This is a genomic window from Aliivibrio salmonicida LFI1238, assembly GCF_000196495.1.
Lineage (GTDB): Bacteria > Pseudomonadota > Gammaproteobacteria > Enterobacterales > Vibrionaceae > Aliivibrio > Aliivibrio salmonicida.
On the sequence record NC_011312.1, the window covers coordinates 3,310,637 to 3,325,165 of the forward strand.

Sequence of the window (14,529 nt, forward strand, 5' to 3'; positions counted from 1 at the left end):
GCAAATCAAAAGGACTCAACCTCTTCCATTGTTGCCAATAAATCGTTTATCCTATCGCCATGCACGCATATAAACCCCTGAAACAATTATTTAATAGTCAAAATAACTGGCTTAAATTTCTTCATAATAACAAAGCTAACCTAAGAGCGGTCGTGATTGAAAATGTCACAAAGATGCTGTCCTGTGGGACAGCGGCTTTTGGCTCTCGCGAATATCATTGTTGCAACCCTGACTGTACCCATATCAAATATATTCACCAAACCTGTAAATCTCGAGCGTGCAGTAGCTGTGGCATGAAAGCCACAGAGCGATGGATACAAAAGCAACAACATGTCTTCCCTGAATGCGAATATCAACACATCACCTTTACCCTTCCAAACACGCTATGGCCTATCTTTCGTCATAACCGTTGGCTGTTAAATAAATTATTCAAATGTGCTGCAAACATTCTGCTGGGATGGGCAAAAGATAAAGGAATAGATGTCGGTATCTTTTGTGCTCTTCATACTTACGGTCGAAAACTGAATTGGAATACGCACTTACATTTATCGGTCACTCGTGGGGGAATTTGTGAACGTACCGGTTTATGGAAACCCATTTACTTCCAAATGAAAACGACAGAGCCTTGTTGGAGAGCGGCTATCGTCAGTTTATTGGGTAAGGCTTATGATGAGCTTGATTTATCAAGCGAAGAATGCCCCTATATCCGTAATAAAACGGATTGGTCACGCTTTTTAAGCAGTCAATATAATCGTCGTTGGAAGCTTCATTTTGCTAAAAAGACAAATAATGTAAAACCGACGATGAACTATCTTGGTCGGTATTTAAAACGGCCCCCGATTTCAGCGTCACGTTTAAGTCATTACGCCAAAGGCGGAATGATAACGTTTAATTATTTAGACCATCGAACAGGAACAACAGACAGCCTAACATTATCACCAGAAGAGATGATAAGACGGATAGTAGAGCACTATCCTGATAAACATTTCAAGATGATCCGATACTACGGTTTTTTATCAATGCGTCGTCGTGGAGAAGCTCTGCCTAGAGTTTATGCAGCTTTAGGTATGACAATAGAAGCTGAGCCGAAAATGCCAGGGTATGCCGCAATGTTAAAAGGATATGTAAAAGTAGATCCGTACGAATGTATTTTATGTGAAAGTCGTCTGGTGTTTACGAATTTCCGAGTCGGAAATTCGGTCAATGATTTAGTCACCCATGCGATAGTTCAGTCAGAATTGAGGGCAGCATAATAAGGTTTGTAGGATAAGTGTATCTAAAACTCATGAAATAGGGCTAAAACAGTTATAAAATCCCCGATAATTATATTTTCGATACCTTTTAAAAAAACAGCGATGGTGAAATTGGCTTTTTTAGACGGGCCAATGCTAACTCAGCAACATTCAAATTCCTTACCTTTTAAATAGGCATAAAAAAAGAAGCCATAATGACTTCTTCTTAATTTGATTAACTCATCTTACTTTTTTGTTGGTCGTTGCCAATGTTCAATTCGGCGCTCTTTTGCACGACTGATCATCAATTCATTTTCGGCGACATCTTTAGTCACCGTAGAACCCGCACCAATCGTTGCACCATTACCAATAGTAACAGGAGCAATTAATTGGCTATCTGAACCAACAAACACATCATCACCAATAATGGTTTTAAATTTATTTGCACCATCATAATTACAAGTAATAACACCAGCACCAACATTTACACGCTTACCAATCTCTGCATCACCCAAATACGTTAAATGATTTGCTTTTGAGCCTTCACCTAAACGTACATTTTTGACTTCAACAAAATTACCTACATGCGCATCATTACACAATTCTGCACCTGGACGTAAACGAGTAAATGGACCAACAGTACACTTCTCACCAACCGTTGCGCCTTCAATCACGCTGTATGGACGAATAATTGTATTATCATCAATCTCACAATCTTTAAGTACACAACCAGCACCAATGACAACATTGTCACCTAAGGTAACATTACCTTCAATGATCACATTAACATCGATCTCAATATCCATACCACATTGCAATGATCCTCGAAGATCGAAACGACTAGGATCACGAAGCATTACGCCTTGCTCTAGCAATTTCTGAGCTTGCGCTGCTTGATATGCTCTCTCTAAACGAGCCAATTGTGCACGATCATTAACCCCTTCAACTTCAATAGGGCTAACAGGGTGTACCGCTTCAACTGCACGACCTTCATCATGAGCAGCAGCAATGATATCCGTTAGATAATACTCACCTTGTGCATTTTCATTTTTCAACGCCGCTAACCAGCGCTTTAAATCACCGCCCGTAGCAACCATCACACCGGTGTTAATCTCTTTAATGAGCTTTTGCTCTTCTGTCGCGTCTTTTTGCTCTACAATCGCAATGACAGGGCCATTACGACGAATAATACGACCATAACCCATCGGGTTATCTAAAACGACAGTCAAAAGAGCAATACCACCAGTAGGTTGAGCATCTAATAAGTTTTCAACCGTTGCAGTACTGATCAATGGAACATCGCCATAAAGGATCAATACTTTTTCATCATCAGAAAATTCTGGTGATGCTTGATTAACGGCATGACCTGTACCCAGTTGTTCAGCTTGAAGTACCCAAGTTACTCTCTCTTGGCCTAACTCAGCTTGCATTTGATCACCACCGTGACCATAAACAAGGTGAATATTTTTAGCCCCTAAACCTTCACATGTATCGATCACATGTTTCGCCATAGGTTTACCCGCTAAAGTATGAAGTACTTTAGGTTTATTTGAATACATGCGAGTGCCTTTACCCGCTGCAAGAATTACTGCACTGAAGTTCATAAAAAGCCCATTCTATTTTTTATGCTGACTTAATTTGCCTAGCTTTATTAAATACCAAAAACACTAAATCCATTATTTACTTCATGAATATTATTCATAAATAACCAATGGAATTAATATGCGGGCTAAATTATATGCTAAAAAGCATCGAATAAGATGAAAGATAAGTAAGAATTGCGAAAAACAGCCAAAGAAAAGGCGACCAATAGGCCGCCTTCTTTCTAATGGTGCTTGATTAACGCGAACGTTTTGTCAGTTCGATAACTCGAAGCTGTGCGATCGCTTTAGCCAAATCACTGGCCGCTTGAGCGAAGTTAATGTCGCCATGCTGATTCTTAATATTTTCCTCAGCCTTGCGTTTAGCTTCTTCTGCCTTAGCTGCGTCTAGGTCTTCACCACGGATAGCGGTATCTGCGAGAACAGTTGCCGAACCAGGTTGAACCTCAACAATACCACCAGAGACATAAATGTACTCTTCGTGGCCATGTTGTTTAACAATACGCACCATACCAGGCGTGATAGCGGTCAGCAGCGGTGTGTGTCCATGGAAAATACCAAGTTCACCCTCGCTACCGGTCACCTGAATCGTTTCAACAAGCCCTGAGAATAAACTTTTCTCAGCACTTACAACGTCCAGATGAAAGGTCATTGCTGCCATATCGCCTCCTAATCAGCCTTATAGCTTCTTCGCATTCTCAAGCGCATCTTCAATTCTACCGCAGTACATGAAGGCTTGCTCAGGAACGTCATCGTAATCACCAGCTAATAAACCCTTAAAGCCAGCTAATGTGTCTTTAAGTGATACGTAAATACCAGGGTCGCCTGTGAATACTTCTGCTACATGGTAAGGTTGAGTTAAGAACTTCTCAATCTTACGGGCACGAGATACAACTTGCTTATCTTCTTCAGATAGCTCGTCCATACCTAGGATAGCAATAATGTCTTTTAGCTCTTTATAACGCTGTAATGTAGATTGTACATTACGGGCGATATCATAGTGCTCTTGACCAACAACAAGTGGATCAAGTTGACGAGATGTAGAATCTAACGGGTCAATCGCTGGGTATAAACCCATAGATGCGATATTACGGTTAAGTACAACTGTCGCATCTAAGTGAGCAAACGTTGTTGCTGGAGATGGATCCGTTAAGTCATCCGCAGGTACATATACCGCTTGAACTGAAGTGATAGAACCACTACGAGTTGAAGTGATACGTTCCTGAAGAACACCCATCTCTTCAGCTAGTGTAGGTTGGTAACCTACCGCTGATGGCATACGACCTAGCAGAGCTGATACTTCAGTTCCGGCAAGCGTATAACGATAGATGTTATCAATGAATAGTAAAACGTCACGACCTTCGTCACGGAAACGCTCAGCCATTGTTAGACCAGTCAAAGCAACACGTAAACGGTTACCCGGTGGCTCATTCATTTGACCGTAAACCATCGCTACTTTTGATTCTTCAGGATGTTCGATGTTTACAACACCTGCTTCCTGCATTTCAAAGTAGAAATCATTACCTTCACGAGTACGCTCACCTACACCTGCAAACACAGATAGGCCAGAGTGCTGTAGTGCGATGTTATTGATAAGTTCCATCATGTTGACGGTCTTACCTACACCAGCACCACCGAATAGACCGATTTTACCACCCTTAGCGAATGGACAAATCAAATCGATTACTTTAACACCCGTCTCTAGAAGTTCAGTCGAGTTTGCCTGCTCTTCATAGCTAGGCGCTGCACGGTGAATGGAATAATGCTCTTCAGCACCAATTTCACCACACTCATCAATCGCGTCCCCAAGAACGTTCATGATACGGCCTAACGTTTTAGTACCCACTGGAACAGTAATTGGCGCGCCAGTATTTTCTACTGTTAAGCCACGACGTAAACCATCTGAGCTACCCATTACGATTGCGCGAACAACGCCACCGCCAATCTGCTGTTGAACTTCAAGAACAAGACGTTCTTTTGCATCAACAACATTCAGAGCATCGTATACACGAGGTACACTGCCTTGTGGGAACTCTACATCGACTACCGCACCGATGATCTGTACGATCTTACCTGTAGTCATCGTTAATCCTCTAAACTGTTTAAATACCTATGCTTAAACCGCTGATGCGCCTGAAACAATTTCAGAAAGCTCTTGTGTAATCGCCGATTGACGGGCTTTGTTATACACAAGTTGCAGTTCATCAATAATGTCACCAGCGTTATCAGTTGCTGCTTTCATCGCAATCATTCGCGCTACGTGTTCGCAGGCTAAATTCTCAACCACACCTTGATACACTTGTGATTCAACGTATCGAATCAATAGGGCATCTAGTAATGGTTTAGGCTCAGGCTCATATATATAGTCCCAAGCATGAGTGCGTTTCATTGCTTCATCTTCAGATTTAGGCAAAGGAAGTAATTGGTCAATTGTTGGCTCTTGTACCATAGTATTAATGAACTTATTGTTCACTACATACAAGCGATCCAGTTGACCTTCATCATATTTCTTAAGCATAACGCCAACGGTACCGATCAGCTCTTCTAAACTAGGTTTATCACCTAGACCAGAATTTTGAGCAATCACATTACCGCCGTAGCTATTAAAGAATGCTGTTGCTTTTGAGCCAATAACGGCTAAATCAATTTCAACACCATCTTCTGACCATGTTTTCATTCCTGCCATGACTTTTTTAAACAAGTTAATGTTCAAGCCACCACACAAACCACGATCACTAGAAATAATAATGTAGCCAACACGCTTAGCTTCGCGTTCCTCAAGATACGGATGACGATACTCAAGGTTACCAAGCGCTAAATGACCGATTACTTTACGCATTGTGTCAGCATATGGACGAGACGCTGCCATCGACTCTTGCGAGCGACGCATTTTAGAAGCGGCTACCATTTCCATTGCTTTCGTGATCTTTTGAGTGCTTTTCACACTCCCGATCTTGCTACGAATCTCTTTTGCACCGGCCATCGTTACTCTCCGTTTTCGGGTGACCCATAACAGGTCACCAACGAATTACCAGGTCTGGGTTGCTTTGAAATCTTCAACCAGTTTCACGAACTGATCTTCAATTTCTTTATTCCAAGCACCCGATGAGTCGATCTCTTTTGCTAGATCGGCAAATTGACCACGAGCATACGACAGCAGAGCTTCTTCAAAATCAGCAAGCTTCTTAAGCTCAACATCATTCAAGTAGCCTTTCTCAGCTGTAAAGATAACTAATGCTTGATCAAAAACAGACATTGGAGCGTACTGTTTTTGTTTCATAAGCTCAGTTACTTTCTCACCATGATCAAGTTGCTTTTTAGTCGCTTCATCAAGATCAGAAGAGAACTGAGCAAATGCTGCAAGTTCACGATACTGTGCAAGAGCAGTACGAATACCACCAGACAGTTTCTTAATGATCTTAGTTTGCGCAGCACCACCAACACGAGATACAGAGATACCTGGATCTACAGCAGGACGAACACCAGCGGTGAACAGTTCTGTTTGTAGGAAGATCTGACCATCAGTAATCGAAATTACGTTAGTTGGTACAAATGCAGATACATCACCAGCTTGAGTTTCGATGATAGGTAGAGCAGTCAAAGAACCAGTTTTACCTTTCACTTCACCATTGGTGAATTTCTCAACGTACGCTACGCTTACACGAGCAGCACGCTCTAGTAGACGGGAGTGTAAATAGAATACATCGCCAGGGAACGCTTCACGGCCCGGTGGACGTTTCAATAGTAGAGAAATCTGACGATAAGCTACTGCTTGCTTAGATAGATCATCATAAACAATCAGAGCATCTTCACCGCGATCACGGAAGTATTCACCCATCGCACAACCAGCATACGGTGCAAGATATTGCAGCGCAGCAGATTCAGAAGCAGAAGCAACAACAACGATAGTATTCGCTAGTGCACCATGCTCTTCCAGTTTACGAACTACGTTAGCAATTGTTGATGCCTTTTGGCCAATTGCAACATAAATAGCGAAGATACCAGAATTTTTCTGGTTAATGATCGCATCGATCGCCATTGCTGTTTTACCAGTCTGACGGTCACCGATGATTAGCTCACGCTGACCTCGGCCGATTGGGATCATTGAGTCAACTGACTTATAGCCAGTTTGTAGTGGTTGGTCTACTGATTTACGATCGATTACACCAGGTGCAATCACTTCTACTGGAGAAGTTAATTTCGCGTCAATAGGTCCTTTACCATCAATAGGCTCGCCAAGTGTGTTTACAACACGACCTAACATTTCTGGGCCTACTGGTACTTCAAGGATACGACCAGTACCTGTAACTTTCATGCCTTCTTGTAAGTCAGCATAAGGTCCCATAACAACAGCACCCACTGAGTCACGCTCAAGGTTAAGTGCTAGTGCGTAATGGCCACCAGGTAATTCAATCATTTCGCCTTGCATAACATCAGCAAGGCCGTGGATACGAATAATACCGTCGCTTACAGAAACGATTGTACCTTCATTACGAGCTTCACTTGCAACGTTGAATTTTTCAATACGTTGTTTGATCAGATCGCTAATTTCCGTGGAATTAAGTTGCATGCACCATTCCCCATCAAGACTGCAATGTTTCACTCAGTCGGCTCAAACGGCCTCTAACTGAGTTATCAATGACTAGGTCTCCGGCTCGAATTATGACCCCAGCTAACAGGGCCTCATCTACGCTACAATTCAGCTTCACTTTGCGCTCTAAACGAGCTTCAAGTTTGGCGCCAATGTCAGCTTTTTGCTGTTCAGTTAGTTCAATTGCCGAAATAATTTCAGCATCAATCACTTTTTCAAACTCATGTTGTAAAAGGATATATTGATCTAACACATCAGGTAGAACCTTTAAACGACCGTTTTCAGCCATTATGTGAATCAGATTCTGTCCAAACTCGTTCAGTTGTTCGCCACAAATAGAAATAAAGATTTCCGCTAATTTTTCTGGTGCGACTGCACCATCTAGCAATTGAGCCATGTCTTTATTTTTTGTAACTTCTGAACAAAAAGTTAACATTTGAACCCATTGGTTCAATTCGTTCTTTTCGACCGCAAAGTCAAAAGCTGCTTTCGCGTAGGGGCGTGCGATGGTTGTCATTGTCGACATATCTTAGCCCCTTTTACTTACAATTTCGCAGTGATGTTATCAAGAATATCTTTCTGCGCTTCTAAATTAATAGAACGCTCCAAGATTTTCTCAGCACCAATCACAGCCAGAGTTGCAACTTGTTTACGCAGTTCATCGCGAGCACGGTTGCGTTCAGTTTCAAGTTCAGCTTCACCTTGAGTAAGAATATTCTGACGTTCTGTCAGAGCTTCTTCACGAGCTTCATCTAAAATTTGACCTTTACGCTTATTTGCTTGTTCGATGATCTCAGTTGCAGCGCGCTTTGCTTCTTTCAATTGATCAGAAGCATTCGCTTGTGCCAAGTCAAGGTCTTTAGCTGCGCGTTCAGCGGCAGATAAACCGTCAGCAATTTTCTTCTGACGTTCCTCTATCGCTTCCATGATTGGTGGCCATACATATTTCATGCAGAACCAAACAAACAGAGCAAAAGCGATTGCTTGACCAAGCAGAGTTGCGTTCATATTCAAAACAGCTACCCCTCGTTAAGAATCAGCTACAAAAATTCAATTAGCTGTGGCAATTAGCCCGCTAGTTGACCAACAAATGGGTTAGCAAATGTGAATAGTAGCGCGATAACGATACCGATCATTGGAACCGCATCCAATAGACCAGCGATGATGAACATCTTAACTTGTAGCATTGGAGCCATTTCAGGTTGACGTGCCGCGCCTTCAAGGAATTTACCGCCAAGAATTGCGAATCCAATCGCTGTGCCAAGTGAAGCAAGACCTACAATGATGCCTACGGCGATTGCAGAAAAGCTCAGTAAAGTTTCCATTTACTTTCTCCAGTTTTGTTGTTGTCGGCAAAGTGCCATTGATAAATATATTTTATTAAAATTAATGATCAGGATCTTCATGAGCCATTGACAGATAAACGATTGTCAACATCATGAATACGAACGCCTGAATCAAAATAACTAAAATGTGGAAGATAGCCCAAGGTAGTGCACCTACCCATTGTAAATACCACGGTAGCATTGCCGCAATAAGAATAAACACCACCTCACCAGCAAACATATTACCAAACAAGCGCATACCTAAAGAAAGAGGCTTCGCTAATAACGAAATAACTTCCAATAATAGGTTGAATGGAATCATGATTGGGTGATTAAACGGGTGAAGTGCTAATTCTTTAGCAAACCCGCCAAGTCCTTTAACCTTGATGCTGTAATAGATCATCAACGCAAAAACACCTAACGCCATTGCCATGGTGATATTCACATCAGCAGAAGGAACCACCTTAAGATAAGGGATACCTAACCAATGCGCTGCAGAGTATGGTAAGAAATCGATTGGAATTAAATCCATCAAGTTCATTAAAATAACCCAGCAGAAGATAGTTAGTGCCAGTGGAGCAACTAATGGATTGCGTCCATGGAAAGTTTCTTTAACGTTGTCAGCAACGAATTCCACGACCATTTCAACAAAACATTGTAGCTTTCCTGGTACTCCTGTTGTTGCTTTCTTTGCTACAGAACGAAAAACCCAAAGGAATAACATCCCTGTAAGCACAGAAAAGAACAGGCTATCGATATGTACGTTCCAGAAGCTTGTTTCATCAGCAACCATACCTAGTTTCGCAAGAGACAGGTTTGATAGGTGATGCTCAATATATCCAGATTGTGTTAGCGCTTCGCCTGGCGCAGCCATAACTTTTCCTATTTTCTGTTGTTAATAAAGAGAACTGGTGCAAAGATATTAATACCCAGTACCAGCAAATAGGTTAGTTTGAGGGGAACAAGTTCCACCTCCATATACACGTAGGCAACAGAAAATAAGACGACTGTTATAAGAATTTTTAACACTTCGCCAGCATAGAAAGAAACAGCAACCTTTTTAGCCGCTCTTGCTCCACTGAACATAAATGCACACCCTGCAAATACCGCATTAGCAATGACATAAATGCCACCCCCAATAAGCGCAGAGATCCCCCAGCTAGCACTAACGGCTAAGCTCATTCCTACTGCCATGAAAATAACCACGCTAAGCTGGATCATAATCAGTCGTTTGGCTAGCAAACGGCCAGGTCTAGCTAACGTAGCTACCATGTATTCTTCCTTAAAAGCATCTTTACCTTGATATAAATCAACACAAGGTGAAGATTTTGCAAAAATTATACGTTGCACTAATATGAATGCAATCAAATAGCATCAAATAGTTACATTTATGAGAACAAAACAGTAAGTTTTACGATGAAAAATACAATAATAATGTCAACTACTGCTTTATATCACATTTAACTTTCTAGCTTTGTAATCAGTTGTTCTAATTTGTGAGCCTCGTCAAAGCTAATCGTTAACTTACCTTTACCCGACGTATTTTGCGTAATAACGACTTTTGAACCCAAAGTCTCTGACAGTTTTGTAGATAGAGCTTCAATTTGAGCGTCTTTCTCACTGACTTCCACTTCAACAACTGGCGCTAATAATTTCTTTACTTGTTGTTCAGTTTGACGAACCGTCAGCTTCTTTTTCACGACAATATGCGCTAATTCAATCTGTAATTCAGACTCTAAAGCTAACAAAGCACGGGCGTGACCCATTTCTAAAGATTTGGCTTCAACTAATGCTTTAACTTCATCAGATAATGCGTTCAAGCGTAATAGGTTAGTCACCGTAGTGCGAGATTTACCTATCACATCCGAAATTTGTTGATGCGTTAATTCAAATTCTCTCTGTAAACGTTCTAACGCCTGAGCTTCTTCAATCGCATTTAAATCTTCACGTTGAATATTTTCAATCAGAGCCATCGCAATAGCGGCTTTGTCTTCAGCCACTTTAACAACACATGGAATGTGTTTTAACCCTGCTTGTTTTGCCGCTCTAAAACGTCGTTCACCTGCAATAATTTCATATTGTAATGGTGCAATTTCACGAACAACGATAGGTTGAATAATCCCTTGAGAACGAATAGACAAAGCAAGTTCATCCAAGGCTTCTTTTTCCATGATCTTACGCGGTTGATACTGACCAGGAGTTAATTGATGAATACCAAGCTCAATTAATTGAGCATTTTTTGCTAATGACTCACTTTGAACAGCGGCAGTCTGCTTTTCACGAGCTAATGAGCTTGTCGCTAATAGCGCATCAAGTCCTTTCCCTAAACCACGTTTATTACTCATGAATTTTTGTTTCCCTTTCTTTTTCCAGTTCGTCACGGCGGATTATCTCTCCGGCAAGAGCAAGATATGCTTTTGCACCATTTGAGTATTTATCATAATACATTGCAGGTTTACCATGACTTGGCGCTTCCGCTAATCGAACATTACGAGGAATAACAGTGCGATACACTTTATCTCCGAAATGTTTTTTAAGTTGATCAGACACATCATTAGCTAATCGATTTCGAGGGTCATACATGGTTCTAAGTAGACCTTCAATTTTCAAATCTGCATTAACTACTGCCGCTAATTTACTAATAGTGTCAATTAATGCGGTTAGCCCCTCTAGTGCATAATATTCACATTGCATAGGGACTAATACAGAATCGGACGCAGCCATGGCGTTAATTGTAAGGAGATTTAATGCAGGAGGGCAATCAATAAAGATGAAATCATAGTTACCACGAACTGGGTAGATCATATTGCGTAAACGAACTTCACGCGCAAACACTTCCATCAATTTAATTTCAGCAGCTGTAATGTCACCATTAGCGGCTATGAGATCATAACCACCAGAGGTTTCTTCTATAACTACCTTATCAAAAGGCACTTCATCAACCAACAACTCATAAGCCGTTGCATCTACGTCGTATTTATCTACGCCACTGGCCATAGTAGCATTACCTTGAGCATCTAAGTCAATCAGTAATACTTTACGATTTGTTGCAGCCATTGAAGCGGCAAGGTTCACCGCCGTTGTTGTTTTGCCTACGCCACCTTTTTGGTTCGCAATAGAGATAACTCTTCCCACATTAACCTCATTCCATTATTTTTTTCCGGTTAAGGTGACTAAGTGTCTTTCACCCTCTAACTCCGGAACGATCAATGTCACTACATCTCTGACTGAACACCATTCAGGAAGATCATTTGCTTCTTCTTCTGAGTAGATCCCTTTTAATGCCAAAAACACACCATCTTCTTTTGGTAGATGATGACACCAATTCACCATGTCTGTCATTGACGCAAACGCACGACTTAGGACTGCATCAAACTTTTCTTCCGGTTGGAAGTCTTCAACACGACTTTGAATCGGAGTGACATTGGTTATTTTTAATTCATGAATCACTTGTTTAATAAAGCGAATTCGCTTTCCTAAGCTATCGAGCAGTGTAAATGACTTTTCAGGATTCATGATAGCTAATGGTATCCCTGGTAAACCAGGACCGGTACCAACATCAATAAATCGCTCACCAGATAGATTTGGACTAACAACAATACTATCCAAGATATGTTTAATTACCATTTCACTTGGGTTTCTTACTGAGGTTAAGTTATACGCTTTATTCCACTTATGAAGTAGGGCGACATAACCAAGTAATTGTTCTTTTTGCAATTCAGAGACAGTTAAATCAGTTTGAGCAATCAAACGATCGAATTGTTGAGATAAATCGGTCACGTTACTTACCTTTCTTCAATAAACCATGTTTTTTTAAATGAACTAACAAAATTGAAATCGCAGCCGGTGTAATTCCTGAAATTCGAGATGCTATACCAATACTTTCAGGTTTTGCGTCGCTTAATTTTGCGACCACTTCATTTGAAAGGCCTTTAACTTTGTTGTATTCCAAATCAAACGGCAATTTTGTATTTTCATGACGTAATGATTTTTCAATTTCATCACGTTGACGTTGAATATAACCCGCGTATTTAGTTTGAATTTCAACTTGTTCAGACGCTTGTTGATCATCACTAGCAGGACCAAATTTTTCAATTGTCATTAATGATGAATACGTAACTTCTGGGCGACGAAGAAGATCCTCACCACTTGCTTCACGAACGATCGGTGTTTTTAAGATCGAGTTAACTTGATCTATATTTTCAGACGTTGGATTGATCCAAATATCTTTTAAACGTTGGCGTTCTTTTTCAATATTTTCTACTTTTTCATTAAAACGAGACCAACGAATATCATCAACAAGTCCAAGTTCTCGACCCTGTTCAGTTAAGCGTAAATCAGCGTTATCTTCACGTAATGACAAACGGTATTCAGCACGAGAAGTGAACATTCTGTAAGGTTCTTTTGTGCCAAGCGTTGATAAATCATCAATTAATACGCCCATGTAGGCTTCATCACGACGCGGGCTCCAGCCTTCTTTTCCTTGAGAGAATAAGCTTGCATTTAAACCAGCCATTAAGCCTTGCGCAGCCGCTTCTTCATAACCGGTCGTTCCGTTTATTTGACCAGCAAAGAATAAGCCTTCAATAAACTTCGTTTCATACGTTGCTTTTAAATCTCGAGGATCAAAGAAATCGTATTCTATCGCATAACCTGGACGCACAATGTGTGCATTTTCGAATCCTTTCATTGAACGAACAATTTGTAATTGAACGTCAAAAGGAAGGCTTGTTGAAATGCCATTCGGGTACAATTCGTGGGTTGTTAGTCCTTCTGGCTCAATGAATATTTGGTGACTGTCTTTATCTGCAAAACGCATTACTTTATCTTCAATTGAAGGACAGTAACGTGGACCAATACCTTCAATAACTCCCGCATACATAGGGCTACGGTCTAAATTTTTACGAATGACATCATGCGTTTTTTCATTAGTGTGAGTAATAAAACAATTTACTTGTTGTGGATGTTGTTGACGGTTACCTAAAAAGGAAAATACAGGGGTTGGATTATCACCGGGTTGTGCTTCTAAATTGGAGAAATCAACACTTCTCGCATCAATTCGAGGTGGAGTACCTGTTTTCAGACGATCTATTCTAAACGGACGATCTCTTAAACGTTGAGCAAGAGTGATCGAAGAAGGATCCCCTGCACGGCCTCCTGAGAAGTTTTCCATTCCGATATGTATCTGACCCCCTAAAAATGTGCCAGCAGTCAGTACAACTGATTTAGCACGGAATTTAAGGCCCATTTGAGTGACAGCACCGATAACTTTATCATTTTCAATGATCAAATCGTCTACCGCTTGCTGAAACAAGGTTAAGTTTGGTTGATTTTCTAATACAGAACGTACGTAGGTTTTGTATAACGCGCGATCGGCTTGAGCACGAGTTGCTCGAACTGCTGGTCCTTTCGATGCATTCAGTGTTCTAAATTGTATACCACTGTGATCAATGGCTTCAGCCATTAACCCGCCTAAAGCATCGACTTCTTTTACCAAATGGCCCTTGCCGATCCCACCAATTGCTGGGTTACACGACATTTGACCTAATGTATCAATGTTATGAGTAAGTAAGAGTGTCTTTTGTCCGGTTCTAGCTGCAGCAAGTGCAGCCTCTGTACCAGCATGACCACCGCCAATAACAATGACATCAAAGTTTTCTTGGTAAAACATGATTAGACCTTAGGTGTTTTAAAGAGTTGGATGAATTTAATCAAGGAGGAGTATTTTACCCTTTTTCTAGGCTTGAGAGAAATGAAAAAATGATGAAGTTTTAAAATTT

Annotated in this window: 15 protein-coding genes; 1 reads left to right on the plus strand and 14 read right to left on the minus strand. The window is 41.0% G+C overall.

What is annotated here, in order from left to right:
- Window positions 1-59 precede the first annotated feature (59 nt).
- Window positions 60-1,253, plus strand: coding sequence for an IS91-like element ISVsa9 family transposase (locus VSAL_RS16055; protein WP_012548931.1), 1,194 nt, complete (start codon window positions 60-62; stop codon window positions 1,251-1,253).
- Window positions 1,254-1,477: 224 nt separating this feature from the next.
- Here VSAL_RS16055 and glmU read toward each other — a convergent pair whose 3' ends face one another.
- The 14 genes from glmU to mnmG all read right to left on the minus strand — a co-directional run bounded on the left by glmU (window position 1,478) and on the right by mnmG (window position 14,420).
- Entirely contained in the window at window positions 1,478-2,836 is a 1,359-nt protein-coding gene (gene glmU / locus VSAL_RS16060; RefSeq protein WP_012551440.1) for a bifunctional UDP-N-acetylglucosamine diphosphorylase/glucosamine-1-phosphate N-acetyltransferase GlmU, read from the minus strand.
- Window positions 2,837-3,071: 235 nt separating this feature from the next.
- On the minus strand, window positions 3,072-3,494 hold the full coding sequence (locus VSAL_RS16065) for a F0F1 ATP synthase subunit epsilon (RefSeq protein WP_012551441.1): 423 nt from the start codon (window positions 3,492-3,494) through the stop codon (window positions 3,072-3,074).
- 18 nt (window positions 3,495-3,512) lie between these two features.
- Window positions 3,513-4,916 carry a F0F1 ATP synthase subunit beta gene (gene atpD, locus VSAL_RS16070; RefSeq protein WP_012551442.1) on the minus strand — a complete coding sequence of 468 codons (1,404 nt, stop codon included), beginning with the start codon at window positions 4,914-4,916 and terminating at the stop codon, window positions 3,513-3,515.
- Between the two features lie 33 nt (window positions 4,917-4,949).
- Entirely contained in the window at window positions 4,950-5,816 is an 867-nt protein-coding gene (atpG, locus tag VSAL_RS16075) for a F0F1 ATP synthase subunit gamma (RefSeq protein WP_012551443.1), read from the minus strand.
- A gap of 45 nt (window positions 5,817-5,861) precedes the next feature.
- Entirely contained in the window at window positions 5,862-7,403 is a 1,542-nt protein-coding gene (gene atpA / locus VSAL_RS16080) for a F0F1 ATP synthase subunit alpha (RefSeq protein ID WP_012551444.1), read from the minus strand.
- 13 nt (window positions 7,404-7,416) lie between these two features.
- Window positions 7,417-7,950: a F0F1 ATP synthase subunit delta gene (gene atpH, locus VSAL_RS16085; protein WP_012551445.1), complete on the minus strand. Its 534-nt coding sequence runs from the start codon at window positions 7,948-7,950 to the stop codon at window positions 7,417-7,419.
- A gap of 17 nt (window positions 7,951-7,967) precedes the next feature.
- Complete coding sequence (atpF, locus tag VSAL_RS16090; protein ID WP_012551446.1) at window positions 7,968-8,438, minus strand: F0F1 ATP synthase subunit B; 471 nt, start codon at window positions 8,436-8,438, stop codon at window positions 7,968-7,970.
- Window positions 8,439-8,491: 53 nt separating this feature from the next.
- Window positions 8,492-8,749, minus strand: a complete 258-nt coding sequence (atpE, locus tag VSAL_RS16095) for a F0F1 ATP synthase subunit C (protein WP_012551447.1) — start codon at window positions 8,747-8,749, stop codon at window positions 8,492-8,494.
- Between the two features lie 61 nt (window positions 8,750-8,810).
- A complete protein-coding gene (atpB, locus tag VSAL_RS16100) occupies window positions 8,811-9,623 on the minus strand; it encodes a F0F1 ATP synthase subunit A (protein ID WP_012551448.1) in 813 nt (270 codons plus the stop codon).
- Window positions 9,624-9,631: 8 nt separating this feature from the next.
- Window positions 9,632-10,021, minus strand: a complete 390-nt coding sequence (locus tag VSAL_RS16105; protein ID WP_012551449.1) for a F0F1 ATP synthase subunit I — start codon at window positions 10,019-10,021, stop codon at window positions 9,632-9,634.
- Window positions 10,022-10,209: 188 nt separating this feature from the next.
- Complete coding sequence (locus VSAL_RS16110; RefSeq protein ID WP_012551450.1) at window positions 10,210-11,094, minus strand: ParB/RepB/Spo0J family partition protein; 885 nt, start codon at window positions 11,092-11,094, stop codon at window positions 10,210-10,212.
- Entirely contained in the window at window positions 11,087-11,884 is a 798-nt protein-coding gene (locus tag VSAL_RS16115) for a ParA family protein (RefSeq protein ID WP_012551451.1), read from the minus strand. Before VSAL_RS16115 ends, VSAL_RS16110 begins: the two co-directional genes overlap by 8 nt.
- Window positions 11,885-11,899: 15 nt before the next feature.
- Window positions 11,900-12,529, minus strand: coding sequence for a 16S rRNA (guanine(527)-N(7))-methyltransferase RsmG (rsmG, locus tag VSAL_RS16120; RefSeq protein ID WP_012551452.1), 630 nt, complete (start codon window positions 12,527-12,529; stop codon window positions 11,900-11,902).
- 1 nt (window position 12,530) lies between these two features.
- Window positions 12,531-14,420 (minus strand): tRNA uridine-5-carboxymethylaminomethyl(34) synthesis enzyme MnmG, encoded by a 1,890-nt coding sequence (mnmG, locus tag VSAL_RS16125; protein ID WP_012551453.1) that lies wholly within the window; start codon window positions 14,418-14,420, stop codon window positions 12,531-12,533.
- Window positions 14,421-14,529: the final 109 nt, after the last annotated feature.

Excerpts from the sequence above, each read along its gene's own strand:
- VSAL_RS16105 (WP_012551449.1), bottom strand. The coding sequence starts at position 10,021 with ATGGTAGCTACGTTAGCTAGACCTGGCCGTTTGCTAGCCAAACGACTG.
- atpE (WP_012551447.1), bottom strand. The coding sequence starts at position 8,749 with ATGGAAACTTTACTGAGCTTTTCTGCAATCGCCGTAGGCATCATTGTA.
- atpD (WP_012551442.1), bottom strand. The coding sequence starts at position 4,916 with ATGACTACAGGTAAGATCGTACAGATCATCGGTGCGGTAGTCGATGTA.
- VSAL_RS16110 (WP_012551450.1), bottom strand. The coding sequence starts at position 11,094 with ATGAGTAATAAACGTGGTTTAGGGAAAGGACTTGATGCGCTATTAGCG.
- glmU (WP_012551440.1), bottom strand. The coding sequence starts at position 2,836 with ATGAACTTCAGTGCAGTAATTCTTGCAGCGGGTAAAGGCACTCGCATG.
- atpH (WP_012551445.1), bottom strand. The coding sequence starts at position 7,950 with ATGTCGACAATGACAACCATCGCACGCCCCTACGCGAAAGCAGCTTTT.
- VSAL_RS16065 (WP_012551441.1), bottom strand. The coding sequence starts at position 3,494 with ATGGCAGCAATGACCTTTCATCTGGACGTTGTAAGTGCTGAGAAAAGT.
- VSAL_RS16055 (WP_012548931.1), top strand. The coding sequence starts at position 60 with ATGCACGCATATAAACCCCTGAAACAATTATTTAATAGTCAAAATAAC.
- atpA (WP_012551444.1), bottom strand. The coding sequence starts at position 7,403 with ATGCAACTTAATTCCACGGAAATTAGCGATCTGATCAAACAACGTATT.
- atpG (WP_012551443.1), bottom strand. The coding sequence starts at position 5,816 with ATGGCCGGTGCAAAAGAGATTCGTAGCAAGATCGGGAGTGTGAAAAGC.
- mnmG (WP_012551453.1), bottom strand. The coding sequence starts at position 14,420 with ATGTTTTACCAAGAAAACTTTGATGTCATTGTTATTGGCGGTGGTCAT.
- atpB (WP_012551448.1), bottom strand. The coding sequence starts at position 9,623 with ATGGCTGCGCCAGGCGAAGCGCTAACACAATCTGGATATATTGAGCAT.